Annotated in this window: 17 protein-coding genes and 1 tRNA gene; 8 read left to right on the top strand and 10 right to left on the bottom strand. The window is 63.7% G+C overall.

Annotated elements, in window-relative coordinates; translation table 11 throughout:
- The first annotated feature begins 43 nt into the window (after positions 1-43).
- The 5 genes from GQB00_RS19375 (at position 44) to amt (ending at position 5,498) form a co-directional block, all read left to right on the top strand.
- A complete protein-coding gene (locus GQB00_RS19375; protein WP_111497986.1) occupies positions 44-946 on the top strand; it encodes a class II glutamine amidotransferase in 903 nt (300 codons plus the stop codon).
- 11 nt (positions 947-957) lie between these two features.
- Positions 958-1,641 carry a protein glxC gene (locus GQB00_RS19370; RefSeq protein ID WP_165857503.1) on the top strand — a complete coding sequence of 228 codons (684 nt, stop codon included), beginning with the start codon at positions 958-960 and terminating at the stop codon, positions 1,639-1,641.
- A 24-nt stretch (positions 1,642-1,665) separates the two neighbouring features.
- Entirely contained in the window at positions 1,666-3,012 is a 1,347-nt protein-coding gene (locus tag GQB00_RS19365; protein ID WP_165857502.1) for an FMN-binding glutamate synthase family protein, read from the top strand.
- Positions 3,013-3,025: 13 nt separating this feature from the next.
- A complete protein-coding gene (gene folD / locus GQB00_RS19360) occupies positions 3,026-3,883 on the top strand; it encodes a bifunctional methylenetetrahydrofolate dehydrogenase/methenyltetrahydrofolate cyclohydrolase FolD (RefSeq protein WP_165857501.1) in 858 nt (285 codons plus the stop codon).
- A gap of 259 nt (positions 3,884-4,142) precedes the next feature.
- Complete coding sequence (gene amt, locus GQB00_RS19355) at positions 4,143-5,498, top strand: ammonium transporter (RefSeq protein WP_165857500.1); 1,356 nt, start codon at positions 4,143-4,145, stop codon at positions 5,496-5,498.
- A gap of 156 nt (positions 5,499-5,654) precedes the next feature.
- On the opposite strand, the gene GQB00_RS19350 is transcribed toward amt, so the two are convergent.
- The 4 genes from GQB00_RS19350 to rpsU form a co-directional block, all read right to left on the bottom strand.
- Positions 5,655-5,731, bottom strand: a tRNA-Ile gene (locus GQB00_RS19350).
- A gap of 100 nt (positions 5,732-5,831) precedes the next feature.
- A complete protein-coding gene (rpoD, locus tag GQB00_RS19345) occupies positions 5,832-7,688 on the bottom strand; it encodes an RNA polymerase sigma factor RpoD (protein ID WP_165857499.1) in 1,857 nt (618 codons plus the stop codon).
- A gap of 180 nt (positions 7,689-7,868) precedes the next feature.
- A complete protein-coding gene (gene dnaG / locus GQB00_RS19340; RefSeq protein WP_165857498.1) occupies positions 7,869-9,608 on the bottom strand; it encodes a DNA primase in 1,740 nt (579 codons plus the stop codon).
- Positions 9,609-9,844: 236 nt separating this feature from the next.
- On the bottom strand, positions 9,845-10,060 hold the full coding sequence (gene rpsU / locus GQB00_RS19335) for a 30S ribosomal protein S21 (RefSeq protein WP_004578868.1): 216 nt from the start codon (positions 10,058-10,060) through the stop codon (positions 9,845-9,847).
- A 326-nt stretch (positions 10,061-10,386) separates the two neighbouring features.
- On the opposite strand from rpsU, the gene tsaD reads away from it, so the two are divergent.
- Entirely contained in the window at positions 10,387-11,445 is a 1,059-nt protein-coding gene (tsaD, locus tag GQB00_RS19330; protein WP_111497979.1) for a tRNA (adenosine(37)-N6)-threonylcarbamoyltransferase complex transferase subunit TsaD, read from the top strand.
- Between the two features lie 35 nt (positions 11,446-11,480).
- On the opposite strand, the gene plsY is transcribed toward tsaD, so the two are convergent.
- A complete protein-coding gene (plsY, locus tag GQB00_RS19325; protein WP_165857497.1) occupies positions 11,481-12,065 on the bottom strand; it encodes a glycerol-3-phosphate 1-O-acyltransferase PlsY in 585 nt (194 codons plus the stop codon).
- Positions 12,066-12,259: 194 nt separating this feature from the next.
- On the opposite strand from plsY, the gene folB reads away from it, so the two are divergent.
- Positions 12,260-12,619 (top strand): dihydroneopterin aldolase, encoded by a 360-nt coding sequence (gene folB, locus GQB00_RS19320; RefSeq protein ID WP_165857496.1) that lies wholly within the window; start codon positions 12,260-12,262, stop codon positions 12,617-12,619.
- Complete coding sequence (gene folK, locus GQB00_RS19315) at positions 12,616-13,146, top strand: 2-amino-4-hydroxy-6-hydroxymethyldihydropteridine diphosphokinase (RefSeq protein ID WP_165857495.1); 531 nt, start codon at positions 12,616-12,618, stop codon at positions 13,144-13,146. Before folB ends, folK (GQB00_RS19315) begins: the two co-directional genes overlap by 4 nt.
- A 55-nt stretch (positions 13,147-13,201) precedes the next feature.
- Here folK (GQB00_RS19315) and pgi read toward each other — a convergent pair whose 3' ends face one another.
- The 5 genes from pgi to pcnB all read right to left on the bottom strand — a co-directional run bounded on the left by pgi (position 13,202) and on the right by pcnB (position 18,635).
- Positions 13,202-14,866 (bottom strand): glucose-6-phosphate isomerase, encoded by a 1,665-nt coding sequence (gene pgi / locus GQB00_RS19310; protein WP_111497976.1) that lies wholly within the window; start codon positions 14,864-14,866, stop codon positions 13,202-13,204.
- Positions 14,867-15,002: 136 nt separating this feature from the next.
- A complete protein-coding gene (panC, locus tag GQB00_RS19305; RefSeq protein WP_165857494.1) occupies positions 15,003-15,851 on the bottom strand; it encodes a pantoate--beta-alanine ligase in 849 nt (282 codons plus the stop codon).
- The gene (gene panB / locus GQB00_RS19300) at positions 15,848-16,642 is read right to left on the bottom strand and encodes a 3-methyl-2-oxobutanoate hydroxymethyltransferase (protein WP_165857493.1); all 795 of its coding nucleotides are present in this window, start codon (positions 16,640-16,642) and stop codon (positions 15,848-15,850) included. Before panB ends, panC begins: the two co-directional genes overlap by 4 nt.
- A gap of 113 nt (positions 16,643-16,755) precedes the next feature.
- Positions 16,756-17,280, bottom strand: coding sequence for a 2-amino-4-hydroxy-6-hydroxymethyldihydropteridine diphosphokinase (folK, locus tag GQB00_RS19295; protein ID WP_165857492.1), 525 nt, complete (start codon positions 17,278-17,280; stop codon positions 16,756-16,758).
- Between the two features lie 2 nt (positions 17,281-17,282).
- The gene (pcnB, locus tag GQB00_RS19290) at positions 17,283-18,635 is read right to left on the bottom strand and encodes a polynucleotide adenylyltransferase PcnB (RefSeq protein ID WP_165857491.1); all 1,353 of its coding nucleotides are present in this window, start codon (positions 18,633-18,635) and stop codon (positions 17,283-17,285) included.
- Positions 18,636-19,288: the final 653 nt, after the last annotated feature.

Genomic DNA, 19,288 nt, shown 5'->3' with positions numbered 1-19,288 from the left:
AACAACGCTTTATCGCCGGCAGGGCCGGCATGAGGTCAGCAATATGTGTGGAATTGTAGGTCTTTACCTGAAAAATCCGGCGCTGGAGAGCCAGTTGGGTGCACTGTTCGAGCCCATGCTCATCGCCATGACCGACCGCGGTCCCGACAGTGCCGGTTTCGCCATCTACGGCGACGAGGTGCCGGCCGGGCACACCAAGGTCACCCTGCGTCATGGGGACGACGATTACGACTGGGAAGCCCTGGCCGGGCGTATGGGCGAAGCGCTGGGCGCCGAACTGTCCTGGTTCGGCAATGCCAACGTGGCGGTGTTCAAGATCGCCGCGGACGAGGCGCGGGTACGCGGCTGGCTGGAAGACAGCGCCCCGGACGCGCTGATCCTGAGCATCGGCCGCTCCATCGAGATTCTCAAGGAAGTGGGGCTGCCGGAGCACATCGCCGGCAAGTTCCAGCTCGGCCGGATGCAGGGCAGTCACATCATCGGCCACACGCGCATGGCCACCGAGTCCGCCGTGACCATGGAAGGCAGCCATCCGTTCACCACCGGCATGGACCTGTGCCTGGTGCACAACGGCTCCCTGTCCAACCACAACCGCCTGCGGGAGAACCTCAAACGCGAGGGCATCCGCTTCGAGACCGATAACGACTCGGAAGTGGCGGCAGGCTACCTGACCTGGCGCCTGGGGCAGGGCGATTCCCTGAAGCAGGCGCTGGAGCACGCCCTGGACGACCTGGACGGTTTCTTCACCTTCACCATCGGCACCCGCAACGGTTTCGCGGTGATGCGCGATCCCATCGCCTGCAAGCCGGCGGTGCTGGCGGAAACCGACGACTACGTCGCCATGGCCTCGGAATACCAGGCCCTGGCCAGCCTGCCGGGCATCGAGAACGCCCGGGTCTGGGAGCCGGAGCCGGCCACTTTCTACGTCTGGGAACGGGACGCCTGAGGAGCACCACCATGAAAACATTCGATCTGAGCCAAACCCCCGTGCGCGACCTGAACCAGGCGCTGCACGACCAGGCCGCCGAGTGCGTCGAGCGGGAATTCGACGTGCTGCACCCCAATGGACAGCACAACATCGCCTGCGGCATCGACCAGAACCTGTCGGTCACGGTCCACGGCCACGCCGGCTACTTCTGTGCGGGCATGAACAAGAAGGCCACCGTCACCGTGCACGGCAACGTGGGGCAGGGTGTGGCCGAAAACATGATGTCCGGCACCGTGCGGGTCAAGGGCGATGCCTCCCAGGCCGCCGGCGCCACCGCCCACGGCGGGCTGCTGGTGATCGAGGGCAATGCCGGCGCCCGCTGCGGCATCTCCATGAAGGGCGTGGACATTGTCGTCAAAGGCAACGTCGGCCACATGAGCTGCTTCATGGGCCAGGCCGGCAGTCTGGTGGTCTGCGGCGACGCCGGCGACGCGCTGGGGGATTCGCTCTACGAGGTGCACATCTACGTCAAGGGCAGCGTGAAATCCCTCGGTGCGGACTGCGTGGAAAAGGACATGCGTCCCGAGCACATCGAGGAACTGGGCAACTTGCTGAGCCGGGCCGGCATCGACGAGGACCCCGCACGGTTCAAGCGATACGGCTCGGCCCGGCAGTTGTACAACTTCAAGGTCGATAACGCAGCCGCCTACTGAGACTGATCGCGAGAGGATTGAATCATGAGCAACGAATCCACCCAGCACGCTGAACGCGACCCGCACGCGGGTCTGCGCGAATCGGCTACGTTCGACCGCACCACCATGGCGGAAATCCGCCGCGCGGCGGAAACCGGCATCTACGACATCCGCGGCTTCGGCGCCAAGCGCAAGCTGCCGCACTTCGACGACCTGCTGTTCCTGGGGGCGAGCATGTCCCGCTATCCGCTGGAAGGCTATCGCGAGAAGTGCAACACGGCGGTCACCCTGGGCGATCGCTTCGCCAGGAAACCGATCCAACTGGACATCCCGGTGACCATCGCCGGCATGAGCTTCGGTGCCCTGTCCGCCAACGCCAAGGAAGCGCTGGGCCGTGGGGCCTCGGAAGTGGGCACCTCGACCACAACCGGTGACGGCGGTATGACCGCCGAAGAGCGCGGCCAGTCGAAGAAGTTGGTGTACCAGTACCTGCCGTCGCGCTACGGCATGAACCCGGACGACCTGCGCAAGGCGGATGCCATCGAGGTGGTGCTGGGGCAGGGCGCCAAGCCCGGTGGCGGCGGCATGCTGCTGGGGCAGAAAATCAGCGACCGGGTGGCCCAGATGCGCACCCTGCCGAAAGGCATCGACCAGCGCTCGGCCTGCCGCCATCCGGACTGGACCGGCCCCGACGATCTGGCCATCAAGATCCAGGAACTGCGCGAGATCACCGACTGGCAGGTGCCCATCTACATCAAGGTGGGCGCCACCCGCACCTATTACGACGTCAAGCTGGCGGTGAAGGCCGGGGCCGACGTGGTGGTGGTCGACGGCATGCAGGGCGGCACCGCCGCCACCCAGGATGTGTTCATCGAACACGTCGGTATTCCCACCCTGGCGGCGATCCCCCAGGCGGTCCAGGCGCTGCAGGAAATGGGCATGCACCGCAAGGTACAGCTGATCGTCTCCGGCGGCATCCGCAACGGCGCCGACGTGGCCAAGTGCATGGCGCTGGGGGCGGACGCGGTCGCCATCGGTACGGCCGCGCTGATCGCGCTGGGCTGTAACCACCCCCGCTATGACGAGGAGTTCCGCCAGATCGGCTCCGCCGCCGGGTTCTACGACGACTACCAGGAGGGCCGCGACCCCACCGGTATCTCCACCCAGGACCCGGCGCTGAGCCAGCGTCTGGACCCGGTGGCCGCCGGACATCGTCTGGCCAACTACCTGCGCGTGCTGACCCTGGAGGCCCAGACCCTGGCGCGGGCCTGCGGCAAGAACGACCTGCGCAACCTGGAACCCGAGGATCTGGTGGCGCTGACCGTCGAAGCCTCCGCCATGGCGCGCGTCCCGCTGGCCGGCACCAACTGGGTGCCCGGCCAGGGCTTCTAGGCGGGAGGTCCGTGTGAGCACAGCCACAATCATCAACGGACGGGAGGTCGCGGCGCAGTTGCGTCGCGACATCGTCGGCAGGGTCCAGGCCCGCATCGAGCAGGGGCGTTCGCGCCCGGGGCTGGCGGTGGTACTGGTGGGCGAAGACCCGGCCTCCAGCGTTTATGTGAACAGCAAGATCAAGGCCTGTGAGGAGGCAGGATTCCTGTCGCGCAGCTTCCACCTGGCGGATACCACAGCCGAGTCGGAGCTGCTGGCCCTGATTGACCGGTTGAACGGGGATGCGTCGATTCACGGGATCCTGGTGCAGTTACCGCTGCCGGAGCACATCGACGTCCCCACGGTGGTCGAGCGCATCAGCCCGGCCAAGGACGTGGACGGCTTCCACCCCTTCAACCTGGGGCGTCTGGCGGCGAAGACGCCGACGCTGCGGCCCTGCACACCCTATGGCTGTATGCGCCTGCTCGATGCTTACGGCATCGATCCCGGCGGTCAGCATGCCGTGGTGGTGGGGGCGTCCAACATCGTCGGCCGACCGGCGGCGCTGGAGCTGCTGCTGCGTGGCGCCACCGTGACCGTGTGCCATGTGAGAACCCGGGATTTGCCGGCGGAGCTGGCGCGGGCCGACATCGTGCTGGTGGCCATCGGTCAGCCTCGCTTTATCCGGGCGGAGTGGCTCAGGCCGGGGGCGACGGTAATCGACGTGGGCATCAACCGACTGGCATCCGGCAAGCTGGTGGGGGACGTGGATTTCGACGCCGCGCTGGATCGGGTCGGGGCCATCACGCCGGTACCCGGTGGTGTCGGGCCCATGACCATCGCCTGCCTGCTGCAGAACACCCTGGAGGCTTGTGAAGCACTGGACGGCTGAGCGCCAACTGGTTGCAACGACGCATTGAAAACCCGGCCCTGCCGGGTTTTTGCGCATTGGGCCCCGGGAACGATCAGAAACGCACCATTATAGAAAAGTTGAAATGGCGACACTGATCGTAAATGTCTTTTAAAACAGTGACATGAAAAACGGGCCCGCATTTTGCTATTTATCAATGGGAAAATAATATTCCTTTAAGTATATCAAGGCCGCCCTTTGCGGCGTGCCAACGTGAGATGCAGAAAAAGAGAGACAAATCATGGAAAACGTAGGGCTCGAACTCGGGTACGCACTCGATACCTTCTATTTCCTGATGTGTGCGGCGCTGGTGATGTGGATGGCGGCGGGGTTCGCCATGCTGGAAGCCGGGCTCGTCAGGGGCAAGAACACGGTGGAAATCCTTAACAAGAACGCGCTGTTGTACGGCGTGGCCTGTGTGGTCTACCTGGTGGTGGGCTACAACATCATGTATCCCGGGGATCCGGTGAACTCGGTCATCCCGGGGCTGGATTTCCTGCTGGGCGCGGACAACGCCACGGCCGATGTGGTCGCCGGCGGTGATGGCGCGCCTTACTACTCCACCATGGCGGATTTCATCTTCCAGGCGGTGTTCGCGGCGGCGACCATGTCGATCGTTTCCGGTGCCGTCGCCGAGCGCATGCGTCTGTGGCCGTTCCTGATCTTCGCCGTCGTGATGGTGGCGGTGATCTATCCGGTGGAAGGCTACTGGAAGTGGGGCGGCGGTTTCCTGGACCAGTTGGGCTTCCAGGACTTTGCCGGCTCCGTGGTGGTGCACATGGCCGGCGCCTCGGCCGCGCTGGCGGCGGTGATTCTGTTGGGACCGCGCAAGGGCAAGTACGGCCCCAACGGTGAAGTGCGCGCCATTCCCGGCGCCAACCTGCCGATGGCGACCCTGGGCATGTTCATCCTGTGGATGGGCTGGTTCGGCTTTAACGGCGGCTCGGAGCTGAAAATTTCCAACGTCGACGAAGCCAACGCGGTGGCCAAGATCTTCGTCAACACCAACGCCGCGGCGGCGGCCGGCATGGTCGTGGCGGCACTGCTGGCCCGGGCCCTGTTCGGCAAGACCGACCTGACCATGACCATCAACGGCGCGCTGGCGGGTCTGGTGTCGATCACCGCCGAACCGCTGCAGCCGTCCGCGGGCACGGCCACCCTGATCGGCGCCGTGGGTGGCGTCATCGTGGTGGGCTCCGTCCTGCTGCTGGACCGCCTGAAACTGGACGATCCGGTCGGCGCCATCTCCGTGCACGGCACAGCCGGCATCTGGGGCGTCTTCGCGGTCCTGTTCAGCAACGCCGACGCCACCTTCATGGGCCAGTTGATCGGCACCGTCGCGACCTTCGCCTGGATGTTCCTGGCCAGCTTCGTGGTGCTCTATCTGATCAAGCAGACCATGGGTATCCGCGTCAGCGATGAAGAGGAAAACGCCGGCATGGACGTTTACGAATGCGGCATGCAGGCCTACCCGGAGTTCATGGTCGGCTCCGCCAGCCCGGCAAGCGGCACCCCATCGGGCGGCAAGGCCGCGGAGGCCAAGCCTTCCGGCTCGCAGCCGTCATTCTCCCCGGCGCAGAAGCCGGTTGGTGGCTGATCATCTCCCAAACAGCGAGGCCCTGAGGGGCCTCGTTCACCTTCTTGCTTCACCCGAAACAGCCCGCATCTTTGAGACGAGACCGGATTAGTCCAGCGACTCCCAATGGGGTCTCGAGAGGTCGGTTGACTCGGGTAAAAACATAACCAGAAGAAATGGTGGGCCTTGCTGGACTTGAACCAGCGACCAATCGATTATGAGTCGACTGCTCTAACCAACTGAGCTAAAGGCCCGAAACAGGGGGAAGATATAAAACGGGCGCCATTATACGCATCGCGTATGGCGCCCGCCAGAGGCGACGCGACGGGAGTCGCGCGCCTCACTCGGCTCTCATCAGGTCGAGCTGTTGTGATCGTCGATGAAGCCACGCAGGTGGTCGGACCGCGACGGGTGACGCAGCTTGCGCAGGGCCTTGGCTTCGATCTGACGGATCCGCTCGCGGGTGACGTCGAACTGCTTGCCGACCTCTTCCAGCGTGTGGTCCGTGTTCATCTCGATGCCGAAACGCATCCGCAGCACCTTGGACTCCCGGGCCGTCAGGCCGGCCAGCACGGAGCGGGTGGCTTCGCGCAGGCCTTCGGCGGTGGCGGAATCCACCGGCGACAGCGCCTGGATGTCCTCGATGAAGTCGCCCAGATGGCTGTCTTCGTCGTCGCCGATCGGGGTTTCCATGGAAATCGGTTCCTTGGCGATCTTCAGGACCTTGCGGATCTTGTCTTCCGGCATCTCCATGCGTTCGCCCAGCTCTTCCGGGGTGGGCTCGCGGCCCATTTCCTGCAGCATCTGGCGGGAAATCCGGTTGAGCTTGTTGATCGTCTCGATCATGTGCACCGGAATCCGGATGGTCCGCGCCTGGTCCGCGATGGAGCGGGTGATGGCCTGACGGATCCACCAGGTGGCGTAGGTCGAGAACTTGTAACCGCGACGGTATTCGAACTTGTCGACGGCCTTCATCAGGCCGATGTTGCCTTCCTGGATCAGGTCCAGGAACTGCAGGCCACGGTTGGTGTACTTCTTGGCGATGGAGATAACCAGACGCAGGTTGGCTTCCACCATTTCCTTCTTGGCGCGGCGGGCCTTGGCTTCGCCGATGGACACGCGACGGTTGATTTCCTTGATTTCCGCGACGGTCAGGTCGACGTCGTTCTGGACATTGGCGATGCGCTTCTGCATGCGCACGATTTCGTCCAGACGCTCGCTGATCCGCTCGGCGTGCGGCTTGGAGCCCTTGGTCAGGCCTTCCGCCCAGTCCAGGTTGGTCTCGTTGCCCGGGAAGGTCTTGATAAAGTCCTTGCGCGGCATGCGGCATTCGCGCACGCAGATCGCCATGATGGCGCGCTCGTTCTCGCGCAGTGCCTCATTAGTGGAGCGGATGACGTTGACCAGCTCTTCGAAGGCCTTGTTAGCCAGCTTGAACGGGGCGAAGACCTGACCCAGCTCGTTCAGCGCGTCCTGGGCCTTTTCGGAACCCCGGCCGTGCTTCTCCAGCGCCTTGTTGGCGGTGGCGAGCTTCTCGCGCAGCAGCTCGAAGCGCAGGCGGGTCTCTTCCGGATCCGGACCGTTATCGGTTTCTTCCTCGGAATCGTCGTCGTCATCGTCGCTGGAGTCATCGCTAGAGCTGTCGTTGCTGCTCTTGGGCGTGGTGTCCTCGGGCATGAACGGCTCGGCGTCGTCGGGATCCAGAAAGCCGGTGACGATGTCACTCAGGCGGCCTTCGTTCTCGACGATGCGGTCGTAGGCCTGGATCACGGTACCGGCGGTACCGGGGAAGTGGGCGATCGCCGCCATGACGTCGCGCGTGCCTTCCTCGATGCGCTTGGCGATGACGATCTCGCCCTCGCGGGTAAGCAGTTCGACCGTACCCATCTCGCGCATGTACATGCGCACCGGGTCGGTCGTGCGGCCGGCGTCGGTTTCCACGGCGGCGAGGGCGGCGGCGGCTTCGGCCGCAGCGGTTTCGTCCGCTGTGGCATCGCCGTCGGTCATGAGCAGGGTATCAGCGTCTGGAGCTTCTTCGGATACCTGGATGCCCATGTCGTTGATCATCCGGATGATGTCTTCCACCTGATCCGGATCCGCTATATCCTCAGGCAAGTGGTCGTTGACTTCGGCGTAAGTCAGGTACCCTTGTTCTTTGCCTCGCGCGATGAGGTCTTTCAAACGTGACTTCTGCGAATTGCTGCCTGACATAGACACCCTATGGAATCGCTGATATAAAGATGAAAAGATAAACAGCCATTATAGCTGCCGCCCAAATTCTCTGCCACAAACCTTAAGTTGTGGCAAGATTCCCCTGTTTCAAGAGAAAGCCAGAGAAACCTCCGTAAGTAACCCCCGCAAAGGCTTTGGATTGGGCCATTTGCAAAAGGTTCAAACGCCCTCCCCGCTGCTCAGGCGCTTGAGTTCCCGGTGATCGTCCGCGGTGAATTCGCCGGCGGCTTTGCGCTTGATCAGCGCTGCGATTTTCTGCTTTCGAACCGCTTCCTGGTTCGGTGTCAGTATTTCCCGAGCCGAGGCGATCAGATTGTCCCGTTCCGGCACATGCTCGATACCATCGAATAGATGGAAGAAGCGTGCCCGGGCCTGGCTGTCGTAGGCCAGGGCGGCGATGACTTCCCGGTGTTGTCGAATGTCGGATTCGCGGATCCACTGGGCCAGCGAACCGGCCTGGCGCAGGCTGCGGTCACGACGGGCCGCTTCCAGTACTTCCTCGGCCAGATCCGGTGCTTCGATCAGCGCCAGGCTGAGGCTGCCGTCCTTGCTGAGCCGGACTTCGACCGGGTCTTCGCTGACCCGCTCGGCGCCGCGAAAGCCCTTGCCCTTGAATCCCTTACCCTTAAAGCTGTCGTTGCGCGGCTGCCAGCGGCGGCCGCACAGACGCAACATCTCGTGCCACATGGCGTCGCGCAGGGTGCTGCGCGGCATCTTGTTGAGCAACGGCTCAACCCGCGCGCGCAGTTCGCCGCGGTGTTCCGGCTGATCCAGATCCAGCCCCTGGCTCTGGCGATCGAACAGGAAGCGCGACAGCGGTGTGGCGCCCTCAATGCGTTTGCGGAAGGCGTCCGCACCTTCCTTGCGCACCAGCGTGTCCGGATCTTCGCCCTCCGGCAGCATCAGGAACTGCAAATGCAGGCCGTCCGCCATCAGCTCCAGGGCGTTGTCCATGGCGCGGTCGGCGGCGCGGAAGCCGGCGTTATCGCCGTCGAAGCAGAACACGATGTGGCGCACGTGACGCAGCAACGCCTGCATGCTGTCCTGGTTGGTCGCCGTGCCCAGGGTGGCGACCGCTTCGTGGATGCCGTTCTGGGACAGGGCGATCACGTCCATGTAGCCTTCCACCACCAACAGGCGGTCGAGGCGGCGCAGGGCCCGCTGCGCCTCGTAAAGGCCGTAGATTTCCCGGCTCTTGTGGAAAACGTCCGATTCGGGCGAGTTGATGTACTTGGCTTTGTCGTCGCCCAGGGTGCGCCCGCCGAAGGCGATGGTTTTGCCCCGCGTGTTGCGGATCGGGAACATGATCCGGTTGCGGAACAGATCCCGGGGCCGGCCGAACTTGTCGGACACGGTGCCGGTCTCGATCAGCGGCCCGCGCAGGCCAGGCTCGGCGGCCTGGTGCAGGGCAGTGCCGTCACCGGGGGCGAAGCCGATCTGGTACTGCTCGATGGTGGCGGCGTCGAGACCGCGCTGGCGCAGGTAGTCCCGGGCAAAAGCCGCGCCCGGCTGGTTTAGCGCCTGACGGTAGAAACCGTTGGCGAACTCGAGTGCGTCGGTGAGGGTGCGCGCCTGCTGCATTTCCTGGCGCGCAGCCTGATCGTACGGCACTTCCAGGCCGGCCCGCCGGGCCAGTTCCTCGACGGCTTCCGTAAAACCCAGGTGATCGAATTCCCGGACGAAGCTGATGGCGTCGCCATGGGCGCCGCAGCCGAAGCAGTGGTAGAAACCTTTGTCCGGTCGGACGTTGAAGGATGGTGTCTTTTCGTCGTGGAACGGGCAGCGTGCCTTGTAACTACCGCCGGCCTTCTTGAGGGTCACCCGACTGCCGATCAGCTCCGCCAGGTCCACCCGGTCGAGCAAATCGTCGATAAAGCGTTGGGGGATCAGACCGCTCATGGCATCTCCGGCGTCGTACAGCTATTCAGCATCAAGAGATTAGACCATGCCTCCGATCTCGCCAGCGGCGGTCGGGCCAGGTCACTGCGTTCCGTTCGGGGTCGTGGCATCCGGACGAAAAGGGCATCCACAAGCTAAAAATGCCGCCGAAGCCAGGCCTCGACGGCATTGGATGCATGCATCCCCGGCGGCGAAAACCGCGGCGGGGACGCGAAGCTGCAATTCGGGCGTCTGGCTTAGTACAGACGCTCGAACTTGCGCTGTTCCCGCTGAAGCTTCTTGAGATGGCGCTTGACGGCAGCAGCTGCTTTGCGCTTGCGGACGGCAGTCGGCTTCTCGTAGTGCTCGCGACGACGCACTTCAGACAGAATGCCGGCCTTTTCGCAAGACCGCTTGAAGCGACGCAGTGCTACGTCGAATGGCTCATTCTCTTTCACTTTAACAGCTGGCATTCGAAAATCACCTACCTTATGGATCGATTCGGTTTAAGTTCAGTTCCGGCGCGGCCGGGCCGTCGCCTGGTTCTGATGATTCGCTTGATCTCACGCGGATCCGTCAGAATTGTCTAAAACTCGACCAGCGCAGATTTAAGGGCGGCAATGATAGCGCCTTCCCGGGTTGGTTGTAAAGCGTCCAATTGGTCGGCCCGGCAAACGGTCATAGGGAAAACCACGGCGCCCCGGCGCGGGCGGATCTGGTAAAATACGGGCGCTTTGGGGTCCGGCTCGCGGGCCTTATTGCGTCAAGACGTCCATCAAAGGTCACCGAGAAGGTCACTATGCTGGTTCTGGGAATTGAAACCTCCTGCGACGAAACCGGGGTCGCGCTCTACGACAGCGAACGGGGGCTGCTGTCCCACGCGTTGTTCAGTCAGATCGACATGCACGCCGATTACGGCGGCGTCGTGCCGGAGCTGGCCTCGCGCGACCATGTGCGCAAACTGCTGCCGCTGTGCGACCAGGTACTGGCTGAGGCAGGGCTCAGCCGCCAGGACCTGGAGGGCATTGCCTACACCGCCGGCCCCGGACTGATCGGTGCGCTGATGGTGGGGGGCTCGGTGGCCCATGCGCTGGCCCTTGCTCTGGATATCCCGGTCCTTGGCGTTCACCACATGGAAGGCCACCTGCTGGCGCCGATGCTGGAAGACGAGCCGCCGGCGTTTCCGTTCGTGGCGCTGCTGGTGTCCGGCGGCCACACCCAACTGGTGCGCGTGGACGGCATCGGCCACTACGAGCTGCTGGGCGAATCGGTGGACGATGCCGCCGGTGAAGCGTTCGACAAGACCGCCAAGATGCTGGGTCTGGATTATCCCGGCGGCCCGCGTGTGGCCAAACTGGCGGAGCAGGGGCGTGAGGGCGTGTACCGCTTCCCGCGCCCGATGACCGACCGGCCGGGACTGGATTTCAGCTTCAGCGGGTTGAAAACCTACACCCTCAATACCGTCAGCGCCGCCGAAGCGGATGGCACTTTGGACGACCAGGTGCGTGCCGATATCGCGCTGGCGTTCGAGAGCGCGGTGGTGGATACCCTGGTTATCAAGTGCCGTCGGGCGCTGGAGGCGACTGGCTGCAAGCGCCTGGTGATGGCTGGTGGCGTCAGCGCCAACCGGCGTCTGCGGACGTCGCTGGAAGCCGCGTTGCGCAAGCTCGACGCCAGCGTGTTCTACGCGCGCCCGGAATTCTGTACCGACAACGGCGCCATGATTGCCTATGCCGGATGTCAGCGCCTGCTGGCCGGCCAGCGTGATGGCGACCGCATTGTCGCGGTGCCGCGCTGGCCGATGAACACCCTGCCGACGCTTGAGGCGGACTGTCTGGAAGGTCTTAAAGTCGGTTAAACGATCCGGCCGGTTGGGTGATCCGCGGTTTCCGGTTACAGCGGCGGTTCGCGCCGTTGCGCCAGCCGGATCAGGTTGTCCCGGTGGCGTACCAGAATCAGCAGCAAGAGTAGCCCGAACAGGGGCAGGGCCCGGGGTTCCAGCAGCAGGCTGATCACCGGGCCGGCCAGCGCGGCGCTGATCGACGCCAGCGAAGAGATGTGCCAGCGCCACATCACCAACCCCCAGATCGCCGCCAGGATCACCGTCGTCATCGGTGCCAGCGCCAGGCCGGCACCAAGCGCGGTGGCCACACCTTTTCCTCCCTGGAACCGCGCGAACAGCGGCAGCATGTGCCCGGTCACCGCGCACAGGGCGACGATGGCCAGCGGCAGCGGTCCCAGCCCGAACGCGGCGCCCGCCCACACCGGAATCGCGCCTTTCAGGGCATCCAGTGCCAGCGTGACCAGCGCGGGAAATGGCCCGCCGGCGCGATAGACGTTGGTCGCGCCGGGGTTGCCGGACCCCAGCGCGCGCGGGTCGGGAAGCCGCCACAGGCGGCACACCATCGGCGCAAACAGGATCGATCCCACCAGGTAGGCAAACAGGCCGGCTACGACAGTCAGCGCGGAATCGGGCATGGGCAGAGACGTCACAGGTGGATTGTGCGAAAATCGCATCCCCGGAAACTGGTCGCCTGAGAGCTGCTCCGCGACGACCTGACGTGGATGGGAGCGGCCTCCGACTGCGCGTGCGAGGGCCGGGGACAGTGCCTGGGTTTACGTTAATGTGAACGAGATGCAGGCTGCAAGTTTTTTGATGAGGTGAAGTGCCGGTGACGGACACGGTATTGGTCGAAGGCCTGGCGGTCGAGACGGTGATTGGCGAGTACGAATGGGAACGGCATATCCTGCAGCGGGTCGAGATCGACCTGGAAATGGCGTGGGACAACCGGGTCCCCGGCGCCAGTGACGATGTGAGCGACGCGCTCGACTACGCCGCGGTCAGCGAGGTGGTGCGTGCCTGGTTCCGGGCGAATCAGCCGCGTCTGCTGGAAGCGGCGGCCGAAGCTTTGGCGGCGGAGATCCGGCAGCGCTTCGGCGTGACCTGGCTGCAACTGAGCCTGCGCAAGCCGGGCGCGGTGCCTGATGCGCGCAGTGTGGGCGTGCGTATTGAGCGGGGGCAGCGTTCGTGACTGATGCGGCCACTGTCTATCTGGGCATCGGCAGTAACCGGGATCGCGAGCGCCACATCCTGGCGGCGCTGAATGCCCTGTCCGAGCGTTATGAACTGACTGGCGTGTCGTCGGTGTTCGAGAGCGAATCGGTGGGTTTCGAGGGGAGTCTGTTCTACAACATGGTCGTGGGGATCCGTACCGGCGAGTCCGTCGCCACGCTGTCGCGCTTCCTCAAAGGGCTGGAAATCGACAACGGTCACCAACCGGGTATGCCCAAATTCAGCCCCCGCACCCTGGACCTGGATATCCTTACCTACGACGACCGGATTGGCGTGATCGATGGGGTGGAGCTGCCGCGTGGCGAGATCCTGACCAACGCCTTCGTGCTTTGGCCGCTGGCGGAGATTGCTCCGGACGAGCAGCACCCGGTGGATGGTCGCACCTACCGTGAACTATGGGCGGCCTACGACCGCGACCAGAAACTCTGGCCCATTGCCTTGCGCTGGCAGGGGCGGGCGATCTCACCGCGCCCCGGCACGTCCTGAATGTCTGGCCCGGGGCGGTTTAACCGCCCGGGCGCTGAGCCTGCCAGAGGGCGCCTCAGGCGTCGTCCTGGTGCTTGCGGCGGAACAGCTCGATCAGGCCATCGGTTGAGCTGTCGGTCTGCGTGCCGTTGCCCGTCTTGAGCAGGCGGTCGAGGATGTCCTGTCCCAGCTGTTTGCCCAGTTCCACACCCCACTGATCGAACGAATCCACGTCCCAGATGGCGCCCTGCACGAAAGTCTTGTGCTCATAGAGTGCGATCAGCGCGCCGACGATGCGCGGTGTGCTGCGCTCGAACAGGATGGTGTTGGATGGCTTGTTGCCCGGGATGACCTTGTGCGGCGCGAGGCGTTCCACTTCCGCGTCGTCCAGGCCCTGGTCGCGCAGTTCGGCGCGGGCCTCGTCGAGGGATTTGCCACGCATCAGCGCCTGGGCCTGGCTCAGGCAGTTGGCAAACAGGATGGCGTGGTGTCTGGCGACCGGGTTGTGGGTGCGTAGCGGGACGATGAAATCCGCCGGCGACATGCGCGTGCCCTGGTGCAGCAACTGGTGATAGGCGTGCTGGCCGTTGGCGCCGGCGCCGCCCCAGATGATGGGGCCGGTCTGGTAGTTGACTGACTCACCGGCGTGGGTGACGCATTTGCCGTTGCTTTCCATGTCCAGTTGCTGCAGGTGGGCGGGCAGCCCCCGCAGGTAGTGATCATAGGGCAGGATAGCGTGGGCGTCGGCACCCCAGAAGTTGCCGTACCAGACACCCAGCAACGCCAGGATCACTGGCATGTTCTCCTCCAGCGGCGCCTGGCGGAAATGCTGATCCATGGCGTGGGCGCCGGAGAGCAGGGCGCGGAAGTTCTCCATGCCGATGGTCAGCGCGGTGGGCAGGCCGATGGCGGACCAGAGTGAGTAGCGGCCGCCGACCCAGTCCCACATGGGGAAGATATTTTCCTCGGCAATGCCGAAATCGATGGCTTCCTTCTCGTTGGCGGTCACCGCCACGAAGTGCTTGGAGATCAGCGCCTCGTCGCCGCCGTTGTGCAGGAACCATTCCCGCGCCACCTTGGTGTTCTCCAGGGTTTCCTGGGTCTTGAAAGACTTGGACTGGATCAGGAACAGGGTGGTTTCGGGGTTGATGTGGCGCAGCACTTCGGTGATGTGGCTGCCGTCGATGTTGGCCACGTAGTGGCAGTTCAGGCGTCCGTGCCAGTACGGTTTGAGGGCGGCGGAGACCAGCTTCGGGCCGAGGAAGGAGCCGCCGATGCCGATACTGACCACGTCGGTGAAGGGCTTGTTGCTGAAGCCGCGCCACTGGGTGCTGCGGATACGCCAGACGAATTCTTCCATCCGCGCCAGGGTGGAGCGGACTTCCGGCATGATGTCCTGGCCATCCACCGGCATGGGTTCGTCGTCCAGGTTGCGCAGCGCCACGTGCAGGGCCGGACGTTTTTCGCTGGAGTTGATGTGCTCACCGGCGAACATGGCCTGGATCTGCTCCGGCACTTTGCAGGCGCGGGCCAGGCTCATCAGCTGAGGCATGGTGTCGCGGGTGATCAGGTTCTTCGAGTAATCCAGGGAAATGCCGGCGGCGGTGGCGAAGTAATGCTGGAAACGCTCCGGGTCCTGCTCGAACAGGTCGCGCATGTGGGTTTGGCTTAGACTGGCCTGATGGTCGGTCAGCGCCTGCCATTCCGGCTTGCTGGTCAGTCCTGGCTGGCTCGTGCTCATTTCCTCTCCCTGGCGGGTGGCCTTGTTATCGGGAGTCCGGCTGCGACGTTCCGGTTCTGCGGCGGACCGGACAACCATGGGTTGCCCGGGGTTTGATCTTCCGCCGGCGATGATGCCGGAACGAGGAGCCCGCTCCCTAACGGTTAACGGATAGGTTGTCGATCAGTCGAGTGGTGCCCAGAAACGCGGCTGCAAGGATCGTCAACTGCCGGTCTTCCGGCTGGGCCGGTTTCAGTGTCAGGCTGTTGACGATGTTGTAGTAGTCCGGCCGTAATCCGGCCTCGGACAGTTTTTTCTTGGCTTCGGCCTCAAGGGCGGCGAAGTCGGAATGACCCTGGCCCAGCGCGTCGGCGGTGGCCTTCAGCGCCTGGTAGATCACCGGGGCCTGCTGGCGCTCCTGTTTGCTCAGGTAGCCATTGCGGGAACTGCGCGCCAGCCCGTCCTCTTCGCGGTGGGTGGGCGCACCGACGATCTCGATGGGCATGAACAGGTCGCCGACCATCTTGCGGATGACCGCCAGTTGCTGGAAATCCTTCTCGCCGAACACGGCGACGTCCGGCTGGACCATGTTGAACAGCATCGAGACCACGGTGGAAACGCCGTCAAAGTGGCCTGGCCGGCTGGCGCCGCAATGACCTTCGCTGACTACCGGTACACACACCTGGGTCTGCTGTGCCAGGCCGTTGGGGTAGACTTCCTCGGCGCTGGGCGCGAACACGATATGGTTGCCTGCCGCCTCCAGCTTCTCCTGGTCGTCCCGCAGGGTGCGCGGGTAGCTGTCCAGGTCCTCGTTGGCACCGAACTGCATCGGGTTGACGAAGATCGAGGTGACCACCGTATCCGCCTGCTGAAGGGCTTTTTCCACCAGCGAAATATGGCCGGTGTGCAGGTTGCCCATGGTGGGGACCAGGCCGATGCGGTGGCCGTGCTGTCGATGGCTGTTCAGCAAGGCGCGCAGTTCCTTGATGGTGTGGACCGTTCTCATGACTTGAAGCTGTGCTCCTCGGCGGGGAAGCGGCGCTCGCGGACGGCCACCACATAGGCTTCGAAGGCGCCCTGGATGGACTCGGCCTCGGCCAGGAAATTCTTGACGAACTTGGGTGTGCGGCCTGTGGTCGCACCCAGCATGTCGTGCATCACCAGCACCTGGCCGTCGGTCTCATGGCCGGCGCCAATGCCGATCACCGGCGCGTCGACGGCCTCGGTGACGCGCTTGGCCAGGGCGGCGGGAACGCATTCCAGCAGGATGATGTCGGCACCGGCCTCGACCAGCAGCTGGGCATGGCGGACCATGGCGTCGGCCTGCTCGTCGCCCCGGCCCTGAACCTTGAAACCGCCGAACTTGTTGACGAACTGCGGGGTCAGGCCCAGGTGGGCACAGACCGGCACGCCGCGCTCGCTGAGGGCGCGGATGGTGTCTTCCATCCAGTCGGTACCTTCCAGCTTGACCATATGCGCGCCGGCACGCATCAGGGCGGCCGCGTTATCCAGGGCTGCTTCGGTGGTGCCGTAGGTCATGAACGGCATGTCGGCCATGATCAGCGCGCCCTGGTTGCCACGTGCCACGCAGCGGGTGTGGTAGCAGATCTCCTCCAGGGTGACCGGCAGGGTGCTGTCGTGGCCCTGCAGGACCATGCCCAGGGAATCGCCGATCAGGATAGCGTCGACACCGGCTTCGCTCATCATGTGCGCGAAGGTGGCGTCGTATGCGGTCAGGACGGAAAAGGTTTCGTTATTCTGCTTGCGTTCGCGCAGAGTATTGATGGTGACTGCCATACAATCCTTGCCTTGTGGGTGGCTCATCGAGGAGATGCCGGGACGACCGGATAATCCGCATGCGCGTTCCGGTCCAGGGCGCAGCGCCGTTGCCGAACCGGACAGCCACTAGATTAATCGCCGGGTCCCATTGAGGCAAGACTGCCCGGGACCGGGTCCAGACGGCGCAACGCGTTGTCGGGGCAGCTCTGGCGCAGCTCGGAAACCGGCCGGCCGTCGGGGAGAATAAGCGTGGGGGTCAGGTCCAGCAAGGGCTGGAGGACAAAGTCGCGGTTGGCGAGTTCCACATGGGGAACCGTCAGGCGATCGTCGTCGATGTGATGATTGCCATACAGTAACAGATCGAGATCCAGCGTCCGCGGCCCCCAACGCTGGATGCGCTCGCGCTGGTGCGCCCGCTCGATGTCCTGCAGGGCGTCGAGCAGGTCGAGCGGCCCCAGAGCCGTGCGCAGCAGAACCGCGCCGTTGACGAAATCCGGTTGATCCTGGGGCCCCACCGGGCGGCTGGCGTAAAACGGAGACTGGGCCACCAATTGCGTGTAGGGCAGGGCGGCCAGGCGCGTGATCGCCCCGGCCAACTGGCTCAGTGGATCGGCCAGGTTGCTGCCGAGGCCGATGTAGGCGTCGGTCTCCGGCATGCTCAGGCCTTGGTCTGCGGTTTGCGGCGACGACGACGGCGCTTGCTGTTACGCGCGCCGGCCGGGGCCAGTTCCGAGAGCATGCGCTCCTGGCCGCGTTCGTCGGTTTGCTGGAAGTCGGTCCACCATTGTCCCAGACCTTCGGTGTCTTCGCCGGCGGCTTCGCGCACCAGCAGGAAATCGTAGGCGGCGCGGAAACGCGGGTGGGACAGTGTGGCAAAGGCGCGTTTGCCGTTACGGCGCGGCAGGCGCATCTGCAGTTCCCAGATTTCCTTCATCGGACCCGAGAAGCGACGCGGGATCGCCGTGGCTTTCACCTGCTCGCCGATGACGTCGTTAATGGCGCCGTGCAGGGCCGGTTGGGCAGGCTCGCCGTCATCCTGGCGGCGCTTCCATTCCGCCTGCAGAGCGGGCCAGATCAGCGCCGCGTACATGAAGTACGGCGTTACGGACTTGCCCTGGGCGATGCGCCGGTCGGTGTTGGCCAGGGCCTGGCGGATCACGCCGTCGGGTTCGCCGGCTTCCAGCGCGGCGGCGGTGGCCGGAAACAGCGGGGCGAACAGGCCGTATTCAAGCAGCAGGTCGTAGGTGGCCGCGCCGTGGCCGGCGGAGAACAGCTTGAGCACCTCGTCGAACAGCCGCGCCGACGGGATGTGGGTCAGCAGCGGCGCCAGCTCACGGATCGGCGCCTCGGTCGCCGGGGCCAGGGTGAAGTCGAGCTTGCCGGCGAAACGAATGGCGCGCAGCATCCGGACCGGATCCTCCCGGTAACGGGTTTCCGGATCACCGATCAGGGTCAGGCGCCGTTGGCGCAGATCTTCCACGCCGCCGGTAAAGTCGATGACGCTGAAGTCTTCCAGGCTGTAATAGAGGGCGTTGACCGTGAAATCCCGGCGCAGGGCGTCCTCTTCCATGGAGCCGTAGACATTGTCCCGCAAAAGCAGGCCGTGCTCGTTGGCGCGGCGATCGTCGTCGGACTCGTCGTCCGCATCGGCGGCGTTGCCGCGAAAGGTGGTCACCTCGATGACCTCGCGTCCGAACAGCACGTGCACGATGCGAAAGCGTCGACCGATCATGCGTGAATTGCGGAACAGGTCACGAACCTCTTCCGGCGTGGCGTCGGTGGCCACGTCGAAATCCTTGGGGCGCCCGTCCAGCAATATGTCGCGGACGCCACCGCCCACCAGGTACGCCTCGAAGCCTGCCTTGTTGAGGCGGCTCAGAACTTTCTTGGCGGGGTCGCTGATCAGCGAACGAGAGACGGTGTGCTGGTCGCGGGGAATGACCTGGCGCTGGTAGGCAGGCTGTTGCTTCTTGCCTTTCCCGGAAATGAAGGACTTTATTCTATTGAGCATCGAAACCGTTTCTGAAGGATGAAATCCGAGTTCCGGGCGTTTCCGAATGAAATTGCCGCGGAAGACAATGGGTTTAGGCTGGGAGTTTAACGGTTTGTCGCGATTAAGGCGAACGGCGCGTATTGACGTCGCGAGTCAATTTTGCCGACCCGGAAAATCAAAAGGCGGGTCCGTGAAACACGAACCCGCCGAGAAGAGTAGACGATCTGCATTGTTGTTGTTGTCGCGCGCTCTAAAACGGTTGAACGCAAGCTCCAAGCCAGGAGCGAATGATTGCGAGCGGAACGCTTTGACCACAGAGAGCGGTAATGACACGTCACGAGATTCGAGCAGGTGAATGGCCGTCTGGAAGACGATTCTTTTCTACACGTGCAACTCGCAACAGTCAGGCACCACTAAAAAGCTCAGCACCCAAAACACTCAGTTCGCTCGCGCTCAATTCTTGTTTTTGTTGATGAGCGCATTGCAGCTTTTTGTTCTTGTTTTTGACGCTGCGTCATTCAGTTCTTGTTGTTGTTCGCTATATAGGATTGCAGTGCACGTGCCAGTTTTTTCTTATCCTTTATTAACAAAGGCTTATGAATTTTGGGTGTGCCAGAACGGGACTATTCTTAGACTCAAGTGTTACTTGGGCGCGGGTTTTCAGACGGACG

The organism is Marinobacter sp. JSM 1782161, assembly GCF_011421605.1.
Lineage (GTDB): Bacteria > Pseudomonadota > Gammaproteobacteria > Pseudomonadales > Oleiphilaceae > Marinobacter_A > Marinobacter_A bohaiensis.
Note: the sequence above shows the minus strand (reverse complement) of the source record. Positions and strands in the feature narration are given on the sequence as shown.